Here is a 22045-nt window from a genome sequence, read left to right as displayed (position 1 = left end):
ATGGGTGGCCCTACTCTTTTAGCATTAGGTCGCCCCAGGTGGGGAAGTACGGTACTCGTAACTACAATGGTAAGTTCTGTATAAGGCACATGGACGATGGTTTGCAGGTGGTTCAAGTTCCGCGGACGCCTGGCGCGATCACAGCGGCGACCTGTCATCGTCTGTTCGGCTCACCGGTCGCACCGGGAAATGCAAGATGAAGGGGGCTTGTTCATCATTCGTGCCGAACGCTGCATCGTGCCCGGCTGCCCTCCAGCACCCTGACAGGCGCTTTTGATCATCATGTCCGCTTTTATACGCAGGGCTGCTTCGGTCGTCTTGGTGTTCGGCCTTACCTGGGCCGGCACGATCGCGTACTGGCGCCAGAGCGGCAGTACGCCCGGCGGCATGGAGATCCTGGGCATGCTGGGCCTGCTCCCGGCCGGCCTGCTCGATGACGTAACGTTTCTTGCGCACATTTGACGAAGGCGGTGGCCCACGATGACGTTTGGGACTGCGACGTTCCAACCACCAACGAGGACCACCACCATGAACGAGTCTACGCCCGGACTGGGCAAGGTGATCAAGATCGACGAGGCCCGGATCCAGGACCACCTCGGACAGGTCGTGCGCAGTACGATCGAGGAGACGTTGAACGGGCTGCTGGATGCGGAGGCCGACCGGGTGTGCGGCGCCGGGCGATACGAGCGCAGCCAGGAGCGGCGGGACACCCGGGCCGGTCACTACGAGCGGACGCTGCACACCCGGGCCGGGGAAGTGCGGTTGAAGGTGCCGAAGCTGCGCAAGCTGCCGCTGGAGACGGCGATCATCGAACGCTACCGGCGGCGGGAGGCGTCGGTGGAGGAGTCGCTGATGGAGATGTATCTGGCCGGGGTGTCGGTGCGGCGGGTGGAGGACATCACCGAGGCACTGTGGGGCACGAAGGTCAGCGCCGGGGCGGTGAGCCGACTGAACCAGAAGGTCTACGCACGGATCGAAGCTTGGCGCAACGAGCCGATCAGCGGCCACTACCCATACGTGTACCTGGATGGGATCGTGCTCAAGCGCACGTGGGCGGGCGAGGTGCGCAACGTCTCGGTGCTGGTGGCGATCGGGGTGGATGCCGAGGGCTACCGCAAGGTGCTGGGCGTGGCCGAGGGAGCCAAGGAGGACAAGTCGGGCTGGAGCGGCTTCCTGGCCTATCTGAAGGGCCGCGGGCTGGCCACGCCGGCGCTGTTCGTCTCCGACGCCTGTGCCGGACTGGTGGAGAGCCTGGGCGAACACTACCCCGAGGCCCGCTGGCAGCGCTGCGTGGTGCACTTCTACCGCAACGTGTTCAGCGTGGTGCCCAGCGGCAAGGTGCGCGAGGTGGCAGCCATGCTCAAGGCGATCCACGCGGCCGAGGATATCGAGGCGGCGCAGCTCAAGGCCGATCAGGTCGTGGCCAAGTTGCGGCAGATGAAGCTGGGGGCGGCGGCGGACAAGGTCGAGGCCCACATCGCCGAGACGTTCGCCTACTACGCCTTCCCGGAGACGCACTGGCGACGGATCCGGACCAACAATCCACTGGAGCGGATGATGCGCGAGATCCGGCGACGCACCCGCGTGGTCGGTGCGTTCCCGGACGGACATGCCGCCCTGATGCTGGCCGCGGCCCGCCTGCGCTATCTGGCCGGCACGCACTGGGGCGTCAAGCGCTATCTGTGCATGGAGGAATTGAACAAGCGCCAAGGCCTCGCGACCGTCGCAGCGTGAGGGGGCGGGGCCACCGCCAAGCCAAAGTGCGAAAAAATCGTTGCGCTACCGCCTGCTCGGCGGTGGCTGGATGGTGCGCTCGATGGCCACGCGTGCGGCCGAGCGCGCGGCTGCGCGGATCGCCGAAGGAGAGGGCGAGGGCGAGCCGGCGCGCGCCACGCCCAATCCTGCCGCCGGCGATGCCACGCCCGCAGCGACCGGCCTGGCCGTATTGGGCTCGGCACTGCGCCTGCCGGATGGCCTGGACGTGCCCGTGCTGTTGTCGCAACCGGTGGCCGCACCCCGCCCGGGATTGCATCCGCGCTTGAAGGACCATGACGGCTTGCCGGTGTTCGCCGGCTACGTGGCCGACCTGCCCGATCCATCGGCGCTGCCGCCGGACCATGCGGCGGCACCGCGCCTGCGCCGTGCCATGGCATTGCTCGAGCCGGTACTGGACGAGTTGCTGCTGCAGGTGCTGCAAGCGTTGCCGTCGCTGCCGGAGGCGGAAGAGCGGGTCGTGGCCGGTTGGCGCCAGCAGCGGCCCATGGCGGTGGACCGCACGCTGTCGGTCGAATGCCTGGTCGAGCCGGAAATGCACGAGCCGCTGCGCGCGGCACTGCACGATTGGCTGTCGCAGCAGCTGGCCGACGCCGGCGTCGACCCGCGGCGTTACGCCGTGGAGGTGGTGCCGGCCTACGACGCCAACCGCGTGTGGGAGCGACTGCAGCGCCTGGCCGACGAGGATGCCGGCGTGCCGCGCTGGCACCTGCTGCTGTCGGCCTATTCGGCGATCGACCCGGACGTGATCGAACGCTGGCAACTGCAGGGAAAGCTGTACCGGAACCGCCATCCCGACGGCCGTGTCCCGGGCGAGGCCGCGGCCAGCGTGCTGCAGCGCGCGCGCCTGGGCGTGCAGCTGGCCGGCGAGGTGCTGGAGGCCATCGCGCTGGACGCCCAGGCGGTGGATTTCGTGGTCAGCGACGCCGGCGCGCAGGCCGAACAGGCGGCCGAGGCCGGGCAGGTGGCGCACTCGCTGTGTCCCGACCTGGACATCCCCAGCCAATGCCTGTCGCTGCCGGCGAGCACCGGCGCGATCGAACTGGCCTCGCCGCTGGCCCTGCTGGCCATCGCGCACGCCCGCCAGCAGCAGACCGGCGGTGCCGTGCTGGTGCTGGGCGTCGATCATCCGGACAGTCGCTGGGCGACCGTCCTCCACCCTTATTCTTCCCCCGAAACGCACGTCCGGCCCGAGCAGGCCGAGGCCGCCTAACCCGGAAAGCCAAGCGATGTTGAGCAATTTCAGGTACTACCTCAGCGACTACCGCATGTGGATGGTGCTCGGTCTGATAGGCGCGGGAGCGATGGCCTATTTCGGCGCGGAGGGGTTGCGCGAGATCGGCGTCTGGGCGGCCATCGCGCTGGCGGCGCTGCTGCTGGTCGCCCTGCTGGTATGGCTGGTGCGGCGCCTGCTGGCGCGGCGCGCGGCCAAGCGCCTCGACGCGATGGTGCAGGACCAGGCCGACAAGGCCGTGGCCGCCGCGCAGCCGGCGCAGCGCGCGGACACCGAGGCATTGCGCACGCGCATGATGGAGGCGGTCAAGGCGATCAAGTCCTCTCGCATCGGCGTGCTCAAGGGCAAGGCCGCGCTCTACGAACTGCCCTGGTACGTGATCATCGGCAACCCGGCCGCCGGCAAGAGCACCGCGATCCTCAACTCCGGCCTGCAGTTCCCGTTCCAGGACAACCGCAGCAACGTCATCCAGGGCATCGGCGGCACCCGCAACTGCGACTGGTACTTCACCACCACCGGCATCGTGCTCGACACCGCCGGCCGCTACTCGGTGAGCGTCGAGGACCGCATGGAGTGGCTGACGTTCCTCAGCCTGCTCAAGAAGAACCGACCGCGCGCGCCGATCAACGGCATCATCATCGCCGCGAGCATCGCCGAGCTGTCCGGCAGCAAGCCGGAGTTCGCGATCGAGCTGGCCAAGAGCCTGCGCCAGCGCGTGCAGGAGATCACCGAGCGCCTGGAGGTGTTCGCGCCGGTCTACGTGCTGTTCACCAAGGCCGACCTGATCGCCGGATTCACCGAGTTCTTCCAGCACCTGGACCCGTCCGAGCGCGAGAGCGTGTGGGGCACCACCCTGCCGTACGACCCGAACTCGCAGACCGATGCGCTGGCGGCCTTCGACGCCGGTTTCGACGAACTGGCCGACGGCGTCAAGGAGATGAGCCTGTCGCACATGGCGATGCAGCGCGGCCGCGAGGTCTCGCCGGGCCTGCTGACGCTGCCGCTGGAGTTCGTCGGCATCAAGCCGGCGCTGCGCACGTTCATCGCCACGCTGTTCGAGGACAACCCGTACCAGTTCAAGCCGGTGTTCCGCGGCTTCTACTTCAGCAGCGCCCTGCAGGAGGGCCAGTCGGTGCACCACGCCTCCGAGCGCGTCGGCCGCCAGTTCGCGCTGCAGGCCGGCCGCAACAGCGCCGACGTGGCGCCGAGCGGGCAGACCGCGTACTTCCTCAAGGACCTGTTCCGCAAGGTCGTCTTCGCCGACAAGCAGTTGGTGCGGCAGTACTCCAGCCCGCACCAGAACCGGCTGCGCTACGGCGTGTTCCTGGGCGCGGTCGGCGTGCTCGCGCTGGCGCTCGGCCTGTGGACCTGGTCCTACACCACCAACGCGCAACTGGTGGAGAACGCGACCAAGGACCTGCAGCAGGCCGTGCGCCTGCAGGAAGGCCGGGTCGACCTGAAGTCCCGCATCGATGCGTTGCTGCTGCTGCAGGATCGCCTTGAACAGCTCCAGCGCTACCGCGAGAAGGGCGGCATCACCACCAGCCTCGGCCTCTACCAGGGCGGCAACATCGAGAAGAAGCTGATGGCCGAGTACTACCAGGGCATGCGCCAGGTGATGCTCGATCCCGCCGTGGCCAACCTGGAAAGCTTCCTGTCGCAGGTGGTGAGCCATCGCGCCGAACTCGGCCAGTCCACGCCCAAGGCGGCCGAGAGCGAGACGCTCTACCAGGACGCTTCGCCCACCAGCACCAACGACGCCTACAACGCGCTCAAGACCTACCTGATGCTGGGCAACCGCAAGTACGTCGAAGGCGCCCACCTGGCCCAGCAGCTGACCCTGTTCTGGCGCAACTGGCTCGACGCCAACCGCGGCCAGATGACGCGCGAGGAGATGCTGCGCGCCGGCGAGAAGCTGATGACCTTCTACGTCGCGCATGCCGACGACCCGGCCTGGCCGCAAGTCCAGACCAAGGTCGCGCTGGTGAACGACAGCCGCGAGGCGCTGGCGCAGGTGATGAAGGGCCAGCCGGCGATGCAGCGGGTGTTCGCGCAGATCAAGGCGCGCGCGGCGGCCCGCTTCCCCACCATCACCGTCGGTTCGCTGATCGGCGACGAGCGCAACGGCGACGCCATCGCCGGCAGCTACGCCATTTCCGGTGCGTTCTCGCGCCAGGCCTGGGAGGAGTACGTCAAGGACGCGATCAGCGAGGCTTCCAACACCCAGCTGTCGACCACCGACTGGGTGCTGGGCACCACCGAGCAGAGCGACCTGTCGCTGGCCGGCAGTCCCGAGCACATCGCGCGCGAACTGGTCGGCCTGTACAAGCAGGAATACGCGCAGGAATGGCGCAAGTTCGTCGCCGGCCTGAGCGTGGCGTCGTTCGGCGACTTCGACCAGGCGGTGCAGCGCATGAACCGCATCGGCGACCCGGCGAATTCGCCGTTGAAGCTGCTGTTGCAGAAGATCAACGAGCAGACCGTCTGGGACAACCCGATCGCCGAGGCGCGTTCGAAGAAGGCCGCCAGCGGCTTCGTCGCCTGGTTCCAGCGCACGATCCTGCGCCGCGATCCGGAGGCCGCCGCGCAGCAACTGCCGGTCGGCCCGATCGGCAAGGCCTTCGACGGCCTGGCCCGCTTGACCACGCCGCGCCAGGACCAGCCCGCGGTGATCGATGCCTACTTCCAGACGCTGTCCAAGCTGCGCACCCGCCTGAACGCGATCAAGAATCAGGGCGAGGTCGGCGTGGGCACGCGCAAGCTGATGCAGGACACCTTCGGCAACGAGGGCTCCGAGCTCAGCGCCGCCCAGGCGCTGGTCGACGAGCAGGTGCTGACCGGGCTGGACGACGACCAGCGCGAAGCGATCCGGCCGCTGCTGCTGCGGCCGCTGACGCAGACTTTCGCCGCGCTGGTGCCGCCGACCGAGGCCGAGATCAACCGCGGCTGGGTGGCCCAGGTGTACGACCCGTTCCGCAACGGCATCGGCAAGCAATACCCGTTCAACCTCAACAGCGACGTGGATGCGGCCGCCAGCGACATCGCCACGATCTTCGGCAGCAGCGGCGCGATCTCGGCCTTCAACAAGGACGCGCTCGGCACCTTGGTCCTGCAGCGCGGCAGCCTGCTCGAGCCGCGCCGCTGGGCCGGGATGGGAATCACGCTGTCCAGCGAGCTGATCGCCAACTACGGCAACTGGGTCAGCAGCCAGGGCGGCGCCGGCGCCAACGACACCTACATCTTCCAGCTCACGCCTTCGCCGGCGGTCGGCGCGATCGAGTACACCATCGAGATCGATGGCCAGGTGCTGCGCTATCGCAACACGCCGCCGCAGCCGATGACCATGCAGTACCCCAATCCCACCGGGGCGCCGGGCGCGCGCATCACCGCCGTCAGCACCGACGGGCGGACGATCACGGTGTTCGACGGTCCTGGCCGCCAGGGCCTGAGCAAGCTGTTCCAGGCCGCCAAGACCGAGGGTGCCGGCGATTCGACCTACAACATGACCTGGTCGACGGACAGCATCTCCGTGCCGGTGCAGATGCGGATCGTGCAGAAGCCGTCGGACAACGGTGGCGGCGGTTCGGACTGGCAGAAGGGCCTGCAGTTGCCGGCCACGGTGGCCGGTTCGCCGGCGGCCGCTCCGGCGCCGCAGGCGCCCGCGGCCTCCGCGCCGACCGAGGCAACCCGCGGAGGTGGCCGGTGAGCCGGGACGTGAGCGCGGCGGTTTCCTATTTCGGCAAGGTGCCTTCGCGCGGCGACTTCGTGCGCGCCGCCGACAACCACCAGCTGTTGGCCTGGCTCGACCGCTGGGCGGGACTGGGCGTGGAACTGCTCAGCCAGAACCCGGACTGGAAGCGCATCTACGACGACGCGGCGGACATCCATTTCGCCTTCCTCGGATCGCGCAGCCGCACCGTGCTGGGCGGGCAGCTGCAACCCAGCCGCGACGCCTCGCAGCGGCGGTTCCCGCTGTTGTCGGCGGTACGCCTGGAAGTGGGCGATCCGCTCGCCTTCATCGGCCGCGCGCCGCTGGCGATGAACAAGGCCTGGGCCGGGCTTTCGCGCCTGGCCGCGCAAGCGGTGGCGCAGGAAGACGCCACCGCGGTGCTGGCCGAGATGGCCGAGACGCGCTTCGTGCTCAACCCCGACGCGAAGGCGTACAACGCCACGTTCGCCGACTTCCTCGACATGCAGACGCTGGGTTCGCTCGAGGGCCTGCTGCACGCGGCAGGCCACACGGACGTGAAACTGCGCCAGGTCCTGCCCGCCCTGGGCCTGCTGCTGCAGCCGATCCTGGCCGGCGGCAACGTCAGCGTGGACAAGGCACTGGACTTCCCGCTGCCGCGCGACCCGCTGTATCGGCCGCTGGTGGCCGCATTCTGGCTGGACGTGGTCGCCTGCTTCGTCGCGCGCGGCGATTTCGAACTGGCCGTGCTGATCCGCAACGATGTGGCGCCGCGCATGCTGGTCGGCTTCAACGGCGCCGACCACCAGGTCCTGCGTGCAGCGCTGGACCCGCGCGAGGCCGGCGATTTCCTGATCCAAGTGCAGGCCGCGGAGTGGGTCGAGGATTACCTGCAGGCGGACTACAACCTCAACCGCTTCGCCAGCTACCTCGAGCGCGACACGCTCGCGCTGGGTACCGCCCGCAAGCTGTTCGGCGAAACCTTCCTGGGAACATGAGCATGCGACTCCACCTTCTCACCGCCCTGTTCCTGTCCGTGACGTGGCTGCCGGCCGCGCACGCGCAGACCGCCGCCGGCAGCGGCGAACGCACGGTCATAGCCGAGGGCGTCGTGCCCGACCAGGCCACCAAGGAGCGCATCCTGGGCAACCTGCGCAGCGTCTACGGCGACGCGCGCGTGGTGGACCGCGTGCAGGTCGAATCCATTCCCACCCCGCCGAACTGGGGCGAGTACGTGGGGGCGATGATCACCCCCGGCCTGCGCCGCGTCTCGCCGGGCAAGCTGGAGGTCAACGGCCAGACCGTGCGCATCAGCGGGCAGGTGGTGAACGAGGCGCAGCGCCAGCAGGTCGCCAGCGACCTGAGCCTGGCGAGCAACACCGCCTATACCGTCACCAACGCACTGCGCGCGGACGGCTCGGCGCAGGAGGTGCTCGACCAGACCCTGGCCAACCGCATCATCGAGTTCCAGAGCGGCAGCGCCCGCCTGACTCCGCTGGGCATGCGCATCCTCGACGAGATGGTCGAGAAGATGTCGCAGATGCCGGATGCGCGCTTCCTGATCATCGGCCACACCGACAACGTCGGCTTGCGCGAGAGCAACCTCGAACTCAGCCATGCGCGCGCCCAGGCGGTGAAGGCCTACCTGGTGCAGAAGGGCATCGCCGGTGCCCGCATGGACGTGCTCGGCAAGGGCCCGGACGAGCCGGTCGCGGACAACAACGCTCCCGACGGGCGCGCACGCAACCGCCGTATCGAGTTCAAGGTGCAGTAGAAGCGCGGCCCCGCCGGGCAACGGCGGCGCTGCCGGCAGCACCGCTCCGGCAGCGGGCCTGCACCCCGTCGCGGCGCCTATTGGCCGTCGCGGTTCTGGTCGAGGTCCAGCATCTCTTCCATCTGGTTCAGCACCATGTCGTCCTTGATGACGCGGCGCAGCCAGACGTGCAGCGGCATCTCGCCCCAGCGCGCGGCTTTTTCGGCCAGGTAGGCCACCGGGCTGTGCGGTTCGGTGCGGCGGAAGAACTCGGCGACCTGCCGCAACTGCGCCAAGGCCTCCTTGCGCGTGGTCGGCGCTCCCGCCGCGCCGCGCCGCGCGCCGGTGCCGGCGGCGCGGCTTCGTCCGCGGCCGATCCCGCGAACGCGAAATCCGCGTCGGCTTCGTCCGCGCCGGTGTCGCCATCCAGCAGCAGGCCGGATTCGCGCGCGAACCGCTGCACGGTCCGCTGCAGATGCTCGATCTGCTCGCGCACCGCGCTGAAGCTCGGGCCATCCAGCCCCAGGCGTTCGTCCACGGCCGCCTGCAGGGCCGCCAGTGCCTGGCCGCATTCGGGCAGCGCGGCCAGTACCTGCCGGTAGAACTCGGCCGGCGTGTCGCGGCGCGCCGCGTCCAACTGCTCCAGGCTGGGACGGCCGTCGCCGGCATCCTCGTGACCATGGCGCGAGTGGGCGGCCTCGAAGTCGCCCAGGGAGAAACGGCCTTGCGGCGCGGCGGCGATGGGGACGTTGCGCAGCCATTGCAGGGAGTTCGACAACAGCCAGCTCAGGTTGCCGATGCGCTCCTCCTGGTCGCCGTCGTAGGCCACCGGGTGCACCTGGTCCCAATAGCGCTCGCACAGTCCGGCCATCAGCCGGTAGCCGTCGGTCAGGCCGGGGAAGCCACGGACCTGCGTGGCGGCTTCCGCCAGCCAGCCTGCCAGGCGCAGGTCCTTGGTCCGGGTCTGCAGCAGCTCCGTGCAGGACCGCAGCACGTTCGACCAGTCGGCGTACTTGATCTCGGTCTGCCACTCGCCTTGGTCGAGCGTGGGGTCGTCCGCGCGGCGGTACTCCTGTATGCGGTCGAACTCGGTGGAGAAGGACAGGTCCTGCCCCGCAGGGGCGTCGTCCGAAATCGGGGCCAGCAGGGCATCCAGATCCAGCATGGCGGGTCTCACAGGGAACGGAGGCGCCGATTCTAGCCTGTCGTGGCCTGTGCGATCGGCCGCCATCCAGTATCATGCAAGGCTTGGGCCAAACGGCATGGCGCATGCCTGCCGGGGGCCATGAAAGGATGTGCCCGAACGGTGTAGCGCAGGTTGCCGCGCCGGCCGACCAGGCATGGTTCGGCGGATGGAGGTGCCTGGGGCGCCGCTTTCCCAGGCATGAGGACCAGGATCGGCCGGCGCTCGTCTGGCCCGGACAGTCAGGTGGAGCAAATGGAATCGCTGCAGAAGTTGCTGGCCCAGTCGGCGCGTCTGACCGACGCGAGCCGCTTGCACCGCTTGGAGCTGGCGGGGTTGCCGGCGCAGGTGGTGGAGCGGTGGTACGGGCGCGAGGAGGTCTCGCGGGGGTACGACTACTGGGTGGACGTGCTGTCCGCGGACGCGGGTCTGGCGCTGGAGGGCTGGCTGGGCCAGCGGGCGACGCTGTACACGCGCGATGCGCGGGGCGGGCAGGTCGCCCGCAGCGGACTGGTGAACGAGGCGACGCTGCTGGACAGCGAAGGCGGGCTGGCGCGCTACCGGGTGCGGCTGGTGGGCTGGACCTGGTGGCTCTCGCAGGGCCGCCACAGCCGGGTGTTCCAGGACCGCAGCGTGGTGGAGATCGTCGAGGCGGTGTTCGCCGGGTATGCGCCGCAGGCGAGCTGGCGCTGGAGCGAGGAGGTGGCCGGGTTCCTGTCCGAGGCGCGGCCTCGCCGCTACTGCGTGCAGTACCGCGAGAGCGACCTGGCGTTCGTGGCGCGGCTGCTGGCCGAGGAAGGGCTGGGCTGGCGCTGGGAGACGGACGGGGAGGCGGCCAGCGGCCACCGGCTGGTGATCTTCGCCGCCAGCGGGGAGCAACCGCAGGAGGCGGCCTCGGCGGCGCAAGGCGGGGTGCGCTTCCACCGCGGCGATGCGACCGAGGCGAGCGACAGCGTGCTGGCGCTGGGGCGGCGGCGCACGCTGGGCTCGAGCCAGCTGACCGTGCTCAGCCACGACTACCGCAGCAGCCGGGCGCTGAGCGCGCAGCTGCCGCTGGCCGGCGGGGACGCCACGCCGCGCGAGCTGTACGAGCCGGCCGGGCAATACGCCTACGCCAGCAGCGCCGAGGCCGAACGCTACGCCCGGCTGATGGCGCAGGCGCAGGAAGCGTCCTGGTCGGCCTGGGAAGGACGCGGCACCGTGCGCAGCTTCACCGCCGGGCAGTGGTTCGCCGTGAGCCAGTGGCCGGGCGGGGCCGCGCAGCTGTGGCTGAGCCGGATCGAACACGTGGGCGTGAACAACCTGCCCACCGACGCGCGCGAAGCGCTCGAGCAGGCCCTGCCCCCGGCCACGCCGCCGCTGGCGGTGCCGGCCGAGGTGGAAGCGCTGGCGGCCCGGGTCGGCTATGCCCACCGGTTCCAGGCCGTGGAGCGCGACCGGCCATGGCGGCCGGTGCTGGAGGACGAGACCGGCGCCCGCACGAACCCGCGGCCGACCGCGCCGGGCTACCAGAGCGCGATCGTGGTCGGCCCGGACGGGGCGACCACGCCGAACGGCGCGCAGGAGGTGTATGCCGATGCGCAGGGCCGGATCCGGGTGAAGCTGCACTTCCAGCAGGGCCAGGCGGCGGACGACCGCGACACGGCATGGCTGCGGGTGAGCCAGCGCTATGCCGGCCCGGGCGTGGGCAGCCAGTTCCTGCCGCGGATCGGCCAGGAAGTGCTGGTGGGGTTCCTGGAAGGCGACATCGACCGCCCGGTGGTGCTGGGCGCGCTGTACAACGGCCGCGGCGAGGCCGGGGTGGCGGCCACGCCGGGCGGGCGCAGCGAGGCGGCCGGGCAGGACCCGGCCAGCCTGTACGCCCAGGCCACGGATGCGCGCGCCAGCGCCCAGGCCAACCTGGCCGGCGGCCACGCCCCGGCCTGGCATGCGGCCGGCGGTGGCGAGCAGGCGCACCGGCATGCCGGCGCCCTGTGGGGCGTGCAGTCCAAGGAATGGGGCGGGTCGGGCCACAACCGGCTGCTGTTCGACGACAGCGACGGGCAGCTGCGCCTGCAGCTGTCGAGCAGCCAGTACGCCAGCCAGCTCAACCTGGGGCACCTGATCCACCAGGCGGACAACTACCGCGGCAGCTTCCGCGGCGAAGGCTTCGAACTGCGCACCGACGCGTGGGGCGCGGTCCGGGCCGAACGCGGGCTGTGGCTGAGCGCGTACGGCCATGACGGAACCCGTCCGGCCGGCACGGCGGCGCAACCGGCGGCGTTGCTGAAGCAGTTGCAGACCCTGGGCAAGACCTTCACCCAGGCGGCCGGCACGCACCAGACCGCGCGGCTGGCGGCGGCCGAGGGCGTCAAGCAGGCTGGCGTGTCGCAGCTGGTCCCGGACCAGGCGCCGCTGCAGGCGACGCTGACGAGCGTGTCGACGACGGTGCCGGGCACGGCCTACGGCGAGGCCGAAGGGGCGGCGCACGAGCGCAGCGCCAGCCCCGGGGCGGACCGGGTGCCGCACACGGGCGATCCGCTGCTGGGCTTGGCGGCCCCGGCCGGGATCGGGCTGGTGGCGGGCCAGGCGCTGCACTGGAGCGCGGGGGAGACGCTGACGCTGGCGAGTGGGCGAGGCAGCGAGGTGGCGGTGGCCGGCGATGCGCGGCTGCATGCGGGCCAGGCGATCGGGGTGCTGGCGGCGGCGGTGGAAGGCGGCAACACGCAGGGCCACACCCTGAGCGTGGTCAGCGGCGAGGGCGAGCTGGAGTTGCAGGCGCAGAACGACGAGGTGCGGCTGCAGGCGCGGCAGGGGCTGAAGGTCGTCAGCGCGAACGCGGCGGTGGAACTGGCGGCGGGCAAGCGGATGCGGCTGGCGACGGCGGGCGGGGCGAGCGTGACGATCGAGGGCGGCAACATCAGCATCGCCTGCCCGGGCAAGATCACCGTGCATGCCGCCAAGAAGTCGTTCCTGGGACCGGCGCAGCAGGACTATCCGCTGCCGACGCCGGGCACTGCCCCGTACAAGCTCAAGTACGTCCTGCGCGATCATCAAGGCAAGCCCATGCAGAACGCGGCATACGCCTTGGTCATGGGAGATGGTACGACCCGCTCCGGCAGGACCAATGGAGCGGGAGAGACCGAGGAGGTCGTGACCTCCGGACCAGAAGCCATCGACCTGTTCGTACAGGACGGGGGCCATGAAGGTTATTACCTGTCAGAAAAGTAACAGCGGATCCGCAGCTGGACCGAGCTGTCCCCGAAAACTACCGTGTGGTGAGGAAGCGGCCTGATGTCTTCCGGAAAGTTCCAACTCTATCGCAAGGATGCGGCGGGCAACGATGTGCCTTGCAGCGGCATTACCTACCGGATCATGAGCGTCATGGACGGTACTCTTGCCACGTTCGGGATCACGGACGAGAACGGGTATACCGCAACCGTCGTTGCTCGGGCGCAACAGCAGCAGGCCGGCGCAGGTACGCCGATGCCTGCGGCAGCGATGGGAGGGCAGGGATATCGGCCTGCGCCGCTCCTGCCATTGCACAGCAACCGCTATGTTCTCCAGGTCAGGGATTCGATCACCGGGAAGTGGATCGAACCCGTGCTGCATCCGGAAACACGCAACGCGCAGCTTGATCTACCCGTCAGCAGCCGAACCGATAACCTGCCGGCCGCCTGGGCGCTGATGCAGGGCGCGACGGTCAAGCCATTGCGCCTCAAGCCATACCACCAGTTCGAGTTCATGATGCAGCAGTCGCGCAAGCGGCTGCCGAATGCGCCGTACGTGGCCTACACCTACGACAAGGACGGCAGGAAGGTCGCGGCCGTGGACATCGACGGCAAGCCGATCAAGGGCAATACCAACCGTTCTGGGCAGACGCCGCGGATCTATTGCGAGCAGAAGGCATGGTTCGTGTTCAATCTGCCCGGTACCCAGGCAGAGTTTATGAGCAAGGCCGTCGAACCCGTCGTATCGGGGGCGGCCGTGCAGTTGCAGCAGGTCACTGCCAAGGGCCAAGTCGCCGTGAGCGCGCCTGGCAAGGGAAAGGTGGCCGATGTATCGGGCAAGGTCAGCGCGCCCGTCATCCTCAACGCAGAGGATGAGGAGCTGCTGTTGCTCACCCCCGATGTTTGGAAGGAGTTCGAAGCCGTCAGCGGTTACATCGAGAACACGATGGCGGGCGTGCATCGTGCACGCCAGAACCTGAGCGACGCGTTGCAGGCGCGCAGTGCCGAAGCGATCCGGCAAGCGGAGAAGGACCTCGGGCTCGCCGAAGACAAGGTCGCAAAACTGCTGAACAAGGACTTCGCCAAGAAGGCGGATTTGGTGGAAGTAGTGACCTTCGAGAGCTACGACAAGGGTGCGCATTCCGGCAAGGTGGGGGCTGATCGCGTCGGCATGCGGCGGCGATACATTCCCCGCAAGAAGTATGAGCAGTACAAGAGTCGTCGCCTGAAGGGAATACCGACCAAGCTCGAGATGAGCGTTTCGGCCAAGGTCAAGGACGGAGCCGCCTCGGCCAAGTACGAGGGCAAGGGCGAGCGCTCTGACCGCAAGACTTTCGACGCGAAGAAGTTCAGGGAATCATTGTCGAAACTCAAGGTGCAGGCCAAGGGAAGCACGCAGACCGATCCATGGGTCTGGGACATGATCGATATCGGCGGCAACGAGTTCGCCGAAACGGTCAAGAAGTCCGATAGCTACTCGGTCGACAAGGCCGCCCAGTGGATGCGCTGCGTGGCGGGTGCGGGCGCGAGCGCGGAAGCCAACTGGGATCCCAAGAAAGGTACGGTCAGCGCCCAGGCTTCGGCGAACGCGCAGGCCAAGTTGGTGCTGTTCGAAGGCAAGTGGATTCACACCTGGTCCATTCCTTCGGCCAAGGGGTGGCAGATGAACTATGGCGGCATCGACTTGGGCGCCATCGTGTTCCAGCTGGCATGCGAGCTGTACGGCTTCGTTGGAGCCAAGGCATCGCTTACCGGTGCAGTGGGCATCTCCATCCAGGGCGGCAAGGCGAAAATCGTGCCACAGGCGCGCGACCGCACGGACAGCCTGGCTGCCAACTACGACGAGAGAAGGGGCCTGCCCAGGGCCGACATGGGAGATCCGCCGCCACCGGGTGGTGCGAAATCTTCCAGGATCGTGCCGGCTGCCCTGAACGAGGCTCCGCCCAAGGACATCAACGGCATGAGCCTCACCGCCGAGGCGTTCGCCGGCGCGGAAGGCGGTATCACCCCCTCCGGTGAACTGCAGTGGCTACCGCCACAGCAGACCAAGCCGGTGAGCTTCGCGAAGTTGAGCCTGGATGTGGCGGTCAGCGCGGGTGCCGGCGCCAGTGCCCAGCTTTATATTTAGAGCGGCTAACAAAACCCGGGAAGATGGCGAAGACAGATGACCGAGCAGGCGAGAGACAGCAGGGCCAGATGGATATCGATCCGGCGTTCGAAACGGATGCGCAGCTTGCCCATGCCCGCGAACCAAGCATGAGTGCGCTCGACTACCCAACGATAGCGTCCCAGCCTATCGTTGCGTTCTATCCCCTTGCGGGCGATACGCGGGGTGATACCTCGCTGGTTGAGGTGATCGCGGCAGCGGTCGATGTCGTAGGCCTTGTCGGCGTGCAGCTTGCCCGGCCAGCGTTGCGGACGCCCCGGCTTGCCAGCGATCGGGGGCAGTGCATCAACCAACTCCTCGAATACCACCGAGTCGTGCCGGTGGGCTCCGGTGACACAGAACGCCAAGGGAATGCCGTTGCAGTCGGTGATCAGGTGCCGCTTGCTACCGAGCTTACCGCGATCGGTCGGGTTCGGCCCGGTGTAGGCGCCCCCCGGGGGGGCGGCCACACTGGCCGCGTCCAGGCTGGCTCGACTCAGGTCCAGCTTGTCGGCCCGGCGCAGTTCGGCCAACAGGACCTGATGCAGACGATGCCAGACCCCGGCGGCTTGCCAGTCGCGCAACCGCCGCCAGCAGGTCATGCCGCTGCCGTAGCCCAGTTCCTGGGGCAACTCCTCCCACGGGATGCCGGTGCGCAGGACATAGACGATACCGTTGAGGGCTTGTTGGTCGCTCACGCGCGGTCGCCCTCCCTTGGGCGAGGGCTTCACGGGCGGGATCAAAGGTTCGATGCGCTTCCACAGCGCGGCGGGAATCTCTTTGCGACGTGCCATGCAGGCGATTTTGTCATCACCGCTCAGGTGTACAAGGCGGTTTTGTTAGCCGCTCTTAAAGGAAATATGCCAACAACAGCGGAGCTATATAATACGTGGGCGTATTGCCAGGCCTATATGAAATGCGGAATTAACGAGGTTCCACAGTATGCGCCACGCCCACAGGGAATTTCGTTCCGGCGTAGCCTATTCGAGCACATCCGATTTCTCGACCCGACGGAGGAAGGGCGGAAAGTACGTTCGCGTATGAGTATATGGGACTGGCTGGTAAATATTCCGATCTTTGTGGCAGGATTCTGGTTGTTTATTCCTTCTGGAATCGGTCACTATATCGCGATGCGTGTTGCGCCCGAGGTCAGATGGCCGATGGAGATTGATGCTGAGTCGCGTGGCAACCGGAAGGTTGGGATGGTTGCGGACTCTTAGAGCGTGTTATGAACTTTGAAGTATCGAAGCGGCATTACTGAGCATGAGGATGGTGAAGACGACGAAGTGGAGTCCTGCGAGGGTTTCAGGCAGGCGTTCGTAGTCACGGGCCAAGCGGCGGAAGCGGTTGATCCAGCCGAAGCTGCGTTCCACGATCCAGCGGCGTGGCAGCAGCACAAAGCCCTTCTTGGCCTCCGGCAGCTTCACCACGTGCAGTTCGATGCCTTCCTCCTGCGCGGCTTCGGCCGGGTCTTTGCCGGTGTAACCCTGATCGACGAAGGCGAGCTTCACCGTTTCGCCGGTGACATGCTGGACTTCCTGCGCCAGCGATCGCACTTGGGCCCGCTCCTGCGCGTTGGCCGGCGTGACCTGCACCGCCAGCAGGTGGCCGAGCGTGTCCACCGCCATGTGCACCTTGCTGCCCTTCTTGCGCTTGTAGCCATCGTAGCCGGCCCGCGGACCGCTCTCGCACGTGGACTGCAGCGTGCGGCCATCCAGGATCACGGCGCTGGGCTGCCCTTGCTTGCCTTGCGCCACCCGCAAGACCGAACGCAGGTCGTTGACCATGGCCTCGAAGCAGCCCGCCTGCAGCCAGCGCTGGGTCTGCTGGTAGACCGCTTCCCACGGCGGAAACTCATGGGGAATCAAGCGCCAGGGCGCGCCGGCCCGGGCCATCCAGCGCAACGCGTTGAACATCAAGCGCAGCTCGTACTTGCGCTGCCGTGCTTGCGGGTCCATCAGCGTCAGGTAGGGCGCGGCGAACGCCCACTCTTCATCGGTGACGTCGGTCGGATACGGGCGTGGCGGCTTCATCCGCTTACGATAGCCGAGCCGGATCAAAGTTCATAACACGCTCTAGCAAGAATCTTGTACTGCCTTGGCGGGGCTGGCCATTGGTGGGATGAGAGATGTCATGGGGCGAGATGTATGCATTAGCAACTGATAGGAGCAAGTGATGTTCACTGGATGGCTGAAACCGTTCGATACCCAGCGTCCACTGACGCCGCAGGAGCGGAAGGCTGCGTTGACCAGTGCCGATGTGTGGTGTGCGGGGCCGGACGAGCAATTAAGCCTGGTCAAACTCAACGGCACGTTCGCAGAGTTCATCGATCGTGCTTTTCGCATGCGTGGAAGCGTGGTGACCCTTTTTGCGCTGGCCTGTTCATCAATCATCGTTGGCGCTTTTGTATATGTCGTCAGCGTGGTGTGGGGACTCAACAGGCAGGGGCTGCATAGTGCCGGCACGTTGCTTACGATGGTTTCAATAATGACGGTGGTGTTTGCCCTCATCCTGACCAGTTTGTGGCGCCGTGGTCTGGGGCGTGAGCTGTTTGCGTACGTCTATTATCCGGTGCGGTTCGACCGTGTCCGGAAGCAGGTGCATGTGTTTCGCCATAATGGCAAGGGTGGGGTGCTTTCTGTGCCGTTCGACGAGGTGTACTGGTTCATCGGCCGTGGCGAGCGCATGGACTTTCTGTACGACTTGCGGGGTGCGGTGCTAGAAGGAGACCGCATCGTGCATATGTTCGCGGTGGGTCAGTATTTCGAAGCTAATGGCGAGGAGCGGGTGCGCTCGCTGTGGTCGTTCATCTGCACCTACATGCAGGGGGGGCCGGACGCGCTGGCCGCGTGTGGTGTGGCCCCCAGAATCGATCTGTCGGTCCGGCCCAGCTGGCGGAATTGCTGGCGCTGGAAGCTGCTGATGCTGGGCGAGGGAGCAGCGCGATTGCGCTACGTTCTGGCTCCCTTTTATTACACAGTGCTGACGATCATGACGGCTTGGCGCTGGCTGATTTTCAAGACCTGTCGAATGCCGCATTGGCCCGCGGAATTGTTCGATGCAACCAATGAGACGAGCGAAAGATCGCGCTGGCCCGAGCCGATGCTGATCGGTGGCGACGAACCAGCGCCGAATGGACATTTGTGAGGTCGATCCACGTCAGTCGTGGCGATGTGCAGCTCCATCGTGGCATCACGATGATGCGCTGTCCGGCGTGATCATGGGCACATGGAGCGTCGGAATCCATGCGATTCCACGAACCGAGGCGCCGGCTAAGCTGCCTTTCCGCACTCCGTCGGACAGGTAATATCCGCATGCACGGTGCCGGGATGGTCGTGGTGATCCGCCTCGACGGTCACCTGCATGGGGCGCAGGCCCAGGCGCTGGAACAGGGCCATGTCGCGTTCGGTGTCGGGGTTGCCGGTGGTCAGCAGCTTTTCCCCGTAGAAGATCGAGTTGGCGCCGGCCAGGAAGCACAAGGCTTGCAGTTCGTCGCTCATCGTTTCGCGGCCGGCCGAGAGGCGGACCATCGACTTGGGCATCGCGATGCGGGCGACGGCGATCATGCGCACGAACTCGAACGGATCCAGTTCGGCGGTGCCGTGCAGCGGGGTGCCGGCGACCTGTACGAGGCGGTTGATCGGCACCGAATCGGGATGTGCGGGGAGGTTGGCCAGCGCCAGCAGCAGGCCGACGCGGTGTTCGCGCGTCTCGCCCATGCCGACGATGCCGCCGCAGCAGGTCTTCAGGCCGGCCTCGCGCACGTGTCCGAGCGTGTCCAGGCGGTCCTGGTACTGGCGGGTGTGGATGATCGAGTCGTAGAAGTCCGGCGAGGTGTCGAGGTTGTGGTTGTAGTAGTCCAGGCCGGCATCCTTGAGCGCCTGGGCCTGCCCGGCCGTGAGCATGCCCAGGGTGGCGCAGGTCTCCAGGCCCAGCGACTTCACTTCGGCGATCATCGCCGCCACCTTGGGGATGTCGCGATCCTTGGGCGAGCGCCAGGCGGCGCCCATGCAGAAGCGCGAGGCGCCGGCGGCCTTGGCCTGGCGGGCCTTGGCGACCACGGCTTCGGTGTCCATCAGTTTCTGCGCGTCGACGCCGGTGGCGTAACGCTGGGCCTGCGGGCAGTAGGCGCAATCCTCGGGACAGCCGCCGGTCTTCACCGACAGGAGCGTGGAAACCTGCACTTCGGCCGGGTCGAAGTGTTCGCGATGCACCGCCGCGGCGCGGAACAGCAGTTCGGTCAGGGGCAGGTCGAACAGCGCATGCAGTTCCTGGGCTTGCCAGTCGTGGCGGATGACAGCGGACATCGGGGTTTCCTGACAGAAAGCGGCTCGGAAGCGCGGCAGTCTGGTGGGCACGGGAATGTCTGTCAACCTGGCGGAGGTGTGGTTGGTTTACGGTTGGCTCGCTCGCCGGATCGCGGCCTGGATGCCGACGCATTGCCTGGTCTGCGGCGAGGCCGGCATGGCAGGGCAGGACGCCTGTGCGGCCTGCCTGGCCGCGATGCCTTGGCTGCAGGCCGCCTGCCCGCGCTGTGCGTTGCCGCTGGGGCCGGCGGAGCAGGGGACGACCGCGTGCGGCGGCTGCCAACGCGCGCCGCCGCCGTTGGAGGCCACGACGGCGGCGTTCCTTTATGGCTGGCCGGTCGATGGCCTGCTGCGGCGCTTCAAGTTCCACCAGGATCTCGCGGCCGGGCGATTGCTGGCGCAGTTGCTGGCCGAGCGCTGCCGGCAGGCGCCGCGGCCGCAAGCCCTGGTGCCGTTGAGCCTGCATGTGGCCCGGTTGCGCCAGCGCGGTTACGACCAGGCGCTGGAACTGGCGCGGCCATTGGGGCGTGCGCTCGACCTGCCCTGCGTGCCGGCGCTGGTGCGGATCCGCGCGACGCGGCCGCAATCGGAACTGGGCTCCGGCGCACGCGCGCGCAACGTGCGCGGCGCGTTTGGGGTGCAGGCGGCGCTGCCGGACCACGTGGCGCTGGTGGACGATGTGATGACGACCGGCGCCACCTTGCATGCGGCTGCGCGCGCGCTGCGCAAGGCGGGTGTGCAGCGCGTGGATGCCTGGGTCTGTGCGCGGGTGCCGTGATCGGATCGGGGCGGTTTCATCCGCGTCCGATGCCTTGCCGGTGCGGCCTGGTCGGGACCGATGTCCTTCCTGCAAGAGCGCGGCTCCTGCGGCCGGGGCCGTTGCGGCTTCGGTCGAACGGGGGCGGCGTCAGGCCGTCGCGAGTGCCACGGCGATACCGGCAAACAGCGCGGCACCGACCCAGTTGTTGTGCAGGAAGGCGCGGAAGCAGGGGCCGCGTTCGCGCCGGCGGGCAATGACGAACTCGTAGGCCACCAGGGCGATCGCGACCAGCAGGCCGATCCAGAAGTACAGGTTGAGCTGCATGCGCTGGCCGACCAGCGCCACGGCCGCGAACGTCAACGCGTAGAGCACGCCCTGCGCGACCAGGTCCAGGTCGCCGAACAGGATGGCCGTGGACTTGGAGCCCATCTTGATGTCGTCGTCGCGGTCGACCATCGCGTACCAGGTGTCGTAGGCGGTGGACCACAGGATGTTGGCCAGGTACAACAGCCAGCCGACCACCGGCACCTCGCCCTGTACCGCGGCGAACGCCATCGGGATGCCCCAGCCGAACGCCATGCCCAGGTAGACCTGGGGCAGGTAGGTGTAGCGCTTGAGATACGGATAGGTGGCGGCGAGGAACAGGCCGACCACGCTCAACAGCACGGTGAGCCGGTTCAGCGTGAGCACCAGCGCGAACGCGACCAGCATCAATACCGCGAACACCACCAGCGCCTCGCGCCCGGACACCGCGCCGGTCGCCAGGGGGCGCTGCCGGGTGCGCTCGACGTGCGGATCGAGCCAGCGGTCGGCGTAGTCGTTGATCACGCAGCCGGCCGAACGGGTGAGCCAGACGCCGGCGGTGAACACGAACAGCGTCCAGAGCGATGGCACGCCGCCGGAGGCCAGCCAAAGCGCCCACCAGGTGGGCCACAGCAACAGCAGGCTGCCGATGGGGCGGTCGCCACGGACCAGCTTCCAGTAGAGCCCGAGCCGGTCCCGCCAGTACGGTTGCGGCGGCGGAGCGGTTTCGAAACGTTCGTAAGCCATCGCGAAAGCGTAGCAGCCCATGCCCGAAGCGGCCACGGCGCGGCGGTCGAGGGCTCCATCGGGCACGGCGGGGTGCGCCGGGCGGCGGTTCGCTGGGTGCATGGCCCGCGCGGGCCAGGTTCTGGCATAATGGCCGGCCACGCGCCCGTAGCTCAGCCGGATAGAGTAGTGGCTTCCGAAGCCATTGGTCGGGGGTTCGAATCCCTCCGGGCGCGCCATCGAAGTCCCTGCGGCACGAAAGAGGCCGGACGACCCGCGATACCCGGGAGTCCGGCTTTTTTGTTGGCTCGCGCCGGCCTCCATCGCGATGCGATGTTCCGCGGAGGCGGCCCGGGCGCGACGGGCCATCCCGAGATCCTGCGGGGGAGCCGCGCGGTTTCGGTCGCGGACATCGAGCGCGCGATCGCGCACCTGCACGCAGCGGTGACGCGCTGCGACATGGAGGCGCTGGCCAACTGTTTCCACGCGCAGCGGAAGTACCGCGCAGGCGCGGTGCTGCCGGCATCTTGGCCTCTCATGATCGGGATGCCGCACGGCTGCAGCCGTGCGCGTGCGAGTTCCTTTCCCGGGAGAAGCCTTCCTCCTGCGGAAGGAACTGCGGTCCCGGAGCGGATGCCCGTGGTGCCGCCGTCTCCCACAAAGCTCGGGCACCGCGTTAACCTGCATGCATCTTTCAGGTCGGAGGTATGGGCATGATCCAGCTGATCCTGTTGCATGGCGGCACGCGTTTCAGCCGCGAGCGACGCGAGGATGCGCCGGAACTGATCGATCACGAGGGCGTGAGCTATTCGTTGCGCGCGGGGCCGCGCACGCCGTTGCCGACCGACCGCGAATGGGAGCCGGTCGCGGTCTATGCGCCGGACGAGCTGAACGAGGAGGAGTTCCAGGCGCTGTACGCCGCGGTGCGCCCGCAGGTGCCGGAGTTCAACCTGCACTACTGAG

The 22045-nt window shown here is 67.8% G+C and carries 17 protein-coding genes and 1 tRNA gene; 13 read left to right on the top strand and 5 right to left on the bottom strand.

Annotated elements, in window-relative coordinates:
- The first annotated feature begins 273 nt into the window (after window positions 1-273).
- From M3M27_RS18525 to M3M27_RS18500, 6 genes are all read left to right on the top strand, one after another.
- On the top strand, window positions 274-462 hold the full coding sequence (locus M3M27_RS18525) for a hypothetical protein (protein ID WP_434026558.1): 189 nt from the start codon (window positions 274-276) through the stop codon (window positions 460-462).
- A gap of 66 nt (window positions 463-528) precedes the next feature.
- On the top strand, window positions 529-1734 hold the full coding sequence (locus M3M27_RS18520) for an IS256 family transposase (RefSeq protein WP_434026462.1): 1206 nt from the start codon (window positions 529-531) through the stop codon (window positions 1732-1734).
- 40 nt (window positions 1735-1774) lie between these two features.
- Window positions 1775-2986, top strand: a complete 1212-nt coding sequence (locus tag M3M27_RS18515) for a hypothetical protein (RefSeq protein WP_434026557.1) — start codon at window positions 1775-1777, stop codon at window positions 2984-2986.
- Between the two features lie 16 nt (window positions 2987-3002).
- Window positions 3003-6713, top strand: coding sequence for a type VI secretion system membrane subunit TssM (gene tssM, locus M3M27_RS18510; RefSeq protein WP_434026556.1), 3711 nt, complete (start codon window positions 3003-3005; stop codon window positions 6711-6713).
- Window positions 6710-7693 (top strand): type VI secretion system-associated protein TagF, encoded by a 984-nt coding sequence (gene tagF, locus M3M27_RS18505; protein WP_434026555.1) that lies wholly within the window; start codon window positions 6710-6712, stop codon window positions 7691-7693. Before tssM ends, tagF begins: the two co-directional genes overlap by 4 nt.
- 2 nt (window positions 7694-7695) lie before the next feature.
- Window positions 7696-8469: an OmpA family protein gene (locus tag M3M27_RS18500; RefSeq protein WP_434026554.1), complete on the top strand. Its 774-nt coding sequence runs from the start codon at window positions 7696-7698 to the stop codon at window positions 8467-8469.
- Window positions 8470-8596: 127 nt separating this feature from the next.
- On the opposite strand, the gene tssA is transcribed toward M3M27_RS18500, so the two are convergent.
- On the bottom strand, window positions 8597-9613 hold the full coding sequence (gene tssA, locus M3M27_RS18495; RefSeq protein ID WP_434026553.1) for a type VI secretion system protein TssA: 1017 nt from the start codon (window positions 9611-9613) through the stop codon (window positions 8597-8599).
- 273 nt (window positions 9614-9886) lie between these two features.
- Here tssA and M3M27_RS18490 point away from each other — a divergent pair, with 273 nt between their 5' ends.
- Together M3M27_RS18490 and M3M27_RS18485 are read left to right on the top strand one after the other, a co-directional pair.
- Complete coding sequence (locus M3M27_RS18490; protein WP_434026552.1) at window positions 9887-12841, top strand: type VI secretion system Vgr family protein; 2955 nt, start codon at window positions 9887-9889, stop codon at window positions 12839-12841.
- A gap of 63 nt (window positions 12842-12904) precedes the next feature.
- A complete protein-coding gene (locus M3M27_RS18485) occupies window positions 12905-14968 on the top strand; it encodes a hypothetical protein (protein WP_434026551.1) in 2064 nt (687 codons plus the stop codon).
- 5 nt (window positions 14969-14973) lie between these two features.
- Here M3M27_RS18485 and M3M27_RS18480 read toward each other — a convergent pair whose 3' ends face one another.
- Window positions 14974-15780, bottom strand: a complete 807-nt coding sequence (locus tag M3M27_RS18480) for an IS5 family transposase (protein WP_434026550.1) — start codon at window positions 15778-15780, stop codon at window positions 14974-14976.
- Between the two features lie 66 nt (window positions 15781-15846).
- Between M3M27_RS18480 and M3M27_RS18475 the strand changes: the two genes are divergently transcribed.
- Window positions 15847-16206, top strand: a complete 360-nt coding sequence (locus M3M27_RS18475; RefSeq protein ID WP_434028047.1) for a DUF6708 domain-containing protein — start codon at window positions 15847-15849, stop codon at window positions 16204-16206.
- 6 nt (window positions 16207-16212) lie between these two features.
- Here M3M27_RS18475 and M3M27_RS18470 read toward each other — a convergent pair whose 3' ends face one another.
- Window positions 16213-17019 carry an IS5 family transposase gene (locus M3M27_RS18470; protein WP_434026526.1) on the bottom strand — a complete coding sequence of 269 codons (807 nt, stop codon included), beginning with the start codon at window positions 17017-17019 and terminating at the stop codon, window positions 16213-16215.
- A 142-nt stretch (window positions 17020-17161) separates the two neighbouring features.
- Here M3M27_RS18470 and M3M27_RS18465 point away from each other — a divergent pair, with 142 nt between their 5' ends.
- Entirely contained in the window at window positions 17162-18133 is a 972-nt protein-coding gene (locus M3M27_RS18465; protein WP_434026549.1) for a hypothetical protein, read from the top strand.
- Between the two features lie 125 nt (window positions 18134-18258).
- On the opposite strand, the gene bioB is transcribed toward M3M27_RS18465, so the two are convergent.
- The gene (bioB, locus tag M3M27_RS18460; protein ID WP_434026548.1) at window positions 18259-19293 is read right to left on the bottom strand and encodes a biotin synthase BioB; all 1035 of its coding nucleotides are present in this window, start codon (window positions 19291-19293) and stop codon (window positions 18259-18261) included.
- 55 nt (window positions 19294-19348) lie between these two features.
- On the opposite strand from bioB, the gene M3M27_RS18455 reads away from it, so the two are divergent.
- On the top strand, window positions 19349-20071 hold the full coding sequence (locus M3M27_RS18455; RefSeq protein WP_140727913.1) for a ComF family protein: 723 nt from the start codon (window positions 19349-19351) through the stop codon (window positions 20069-20071).
- A gap of 129 nt (window positions 20072-20200) precedes the next feature.
- On the opposite strand, the gene ubiA is transcribed toward M3M27_RS18455, so the two are convergent.
- A complete protein-coding gene (ubiA, locus tag M3M27_RS18450) occupies window positions 20201-21103 on the bottom strand; it encodes a 4-hydroxybenzoate octaprenyltransferase (protein WP_434026547.1) in 903 nt (300 codons plus the stop codon).
- A 141-nt stretch (window positions 21104-21244) separates the two neighbouring features.
- Here ubiA and M3M27_RS18445 point away from each other — a divergent pair.
- Window positions 21245-21321: transfer RNA gene (locus M3M27_RS18445), tRNA-Arg, on the top strand.
- Window positions 21322-21795: 474 nt separating this feature from the next.
- The gene (locus M3M27_RS18440) at window positions 21796-22044 is read left to right on the top strand and encodes a hypothetical protein (RefSeq protein ID WP_140727911.1); all 249 of its coding nucleotides are present in this window, start codon (window positions 21796-21798) and stop codon (window positions 22042-22044) included.
- Window position 22045: the final 1 nt, after the last annotated feature.

Origin of the sequence: Xanthomonas boreopolis (assembly GCF_046529185.1) — a bacterium.
GTDB classification, from domain to species: Bacteria; Pseudomonadota; Gammaproteobacteria; order Xanthomonadales; family Xanthomonadaceae; genus Pseudomonas_S; species Pseudomonas_S boreopolis.
Note: the sequence above shows the minus strand (reverse complement) of the source record. Positions and strands in the feature narration are given on the sequence as shown.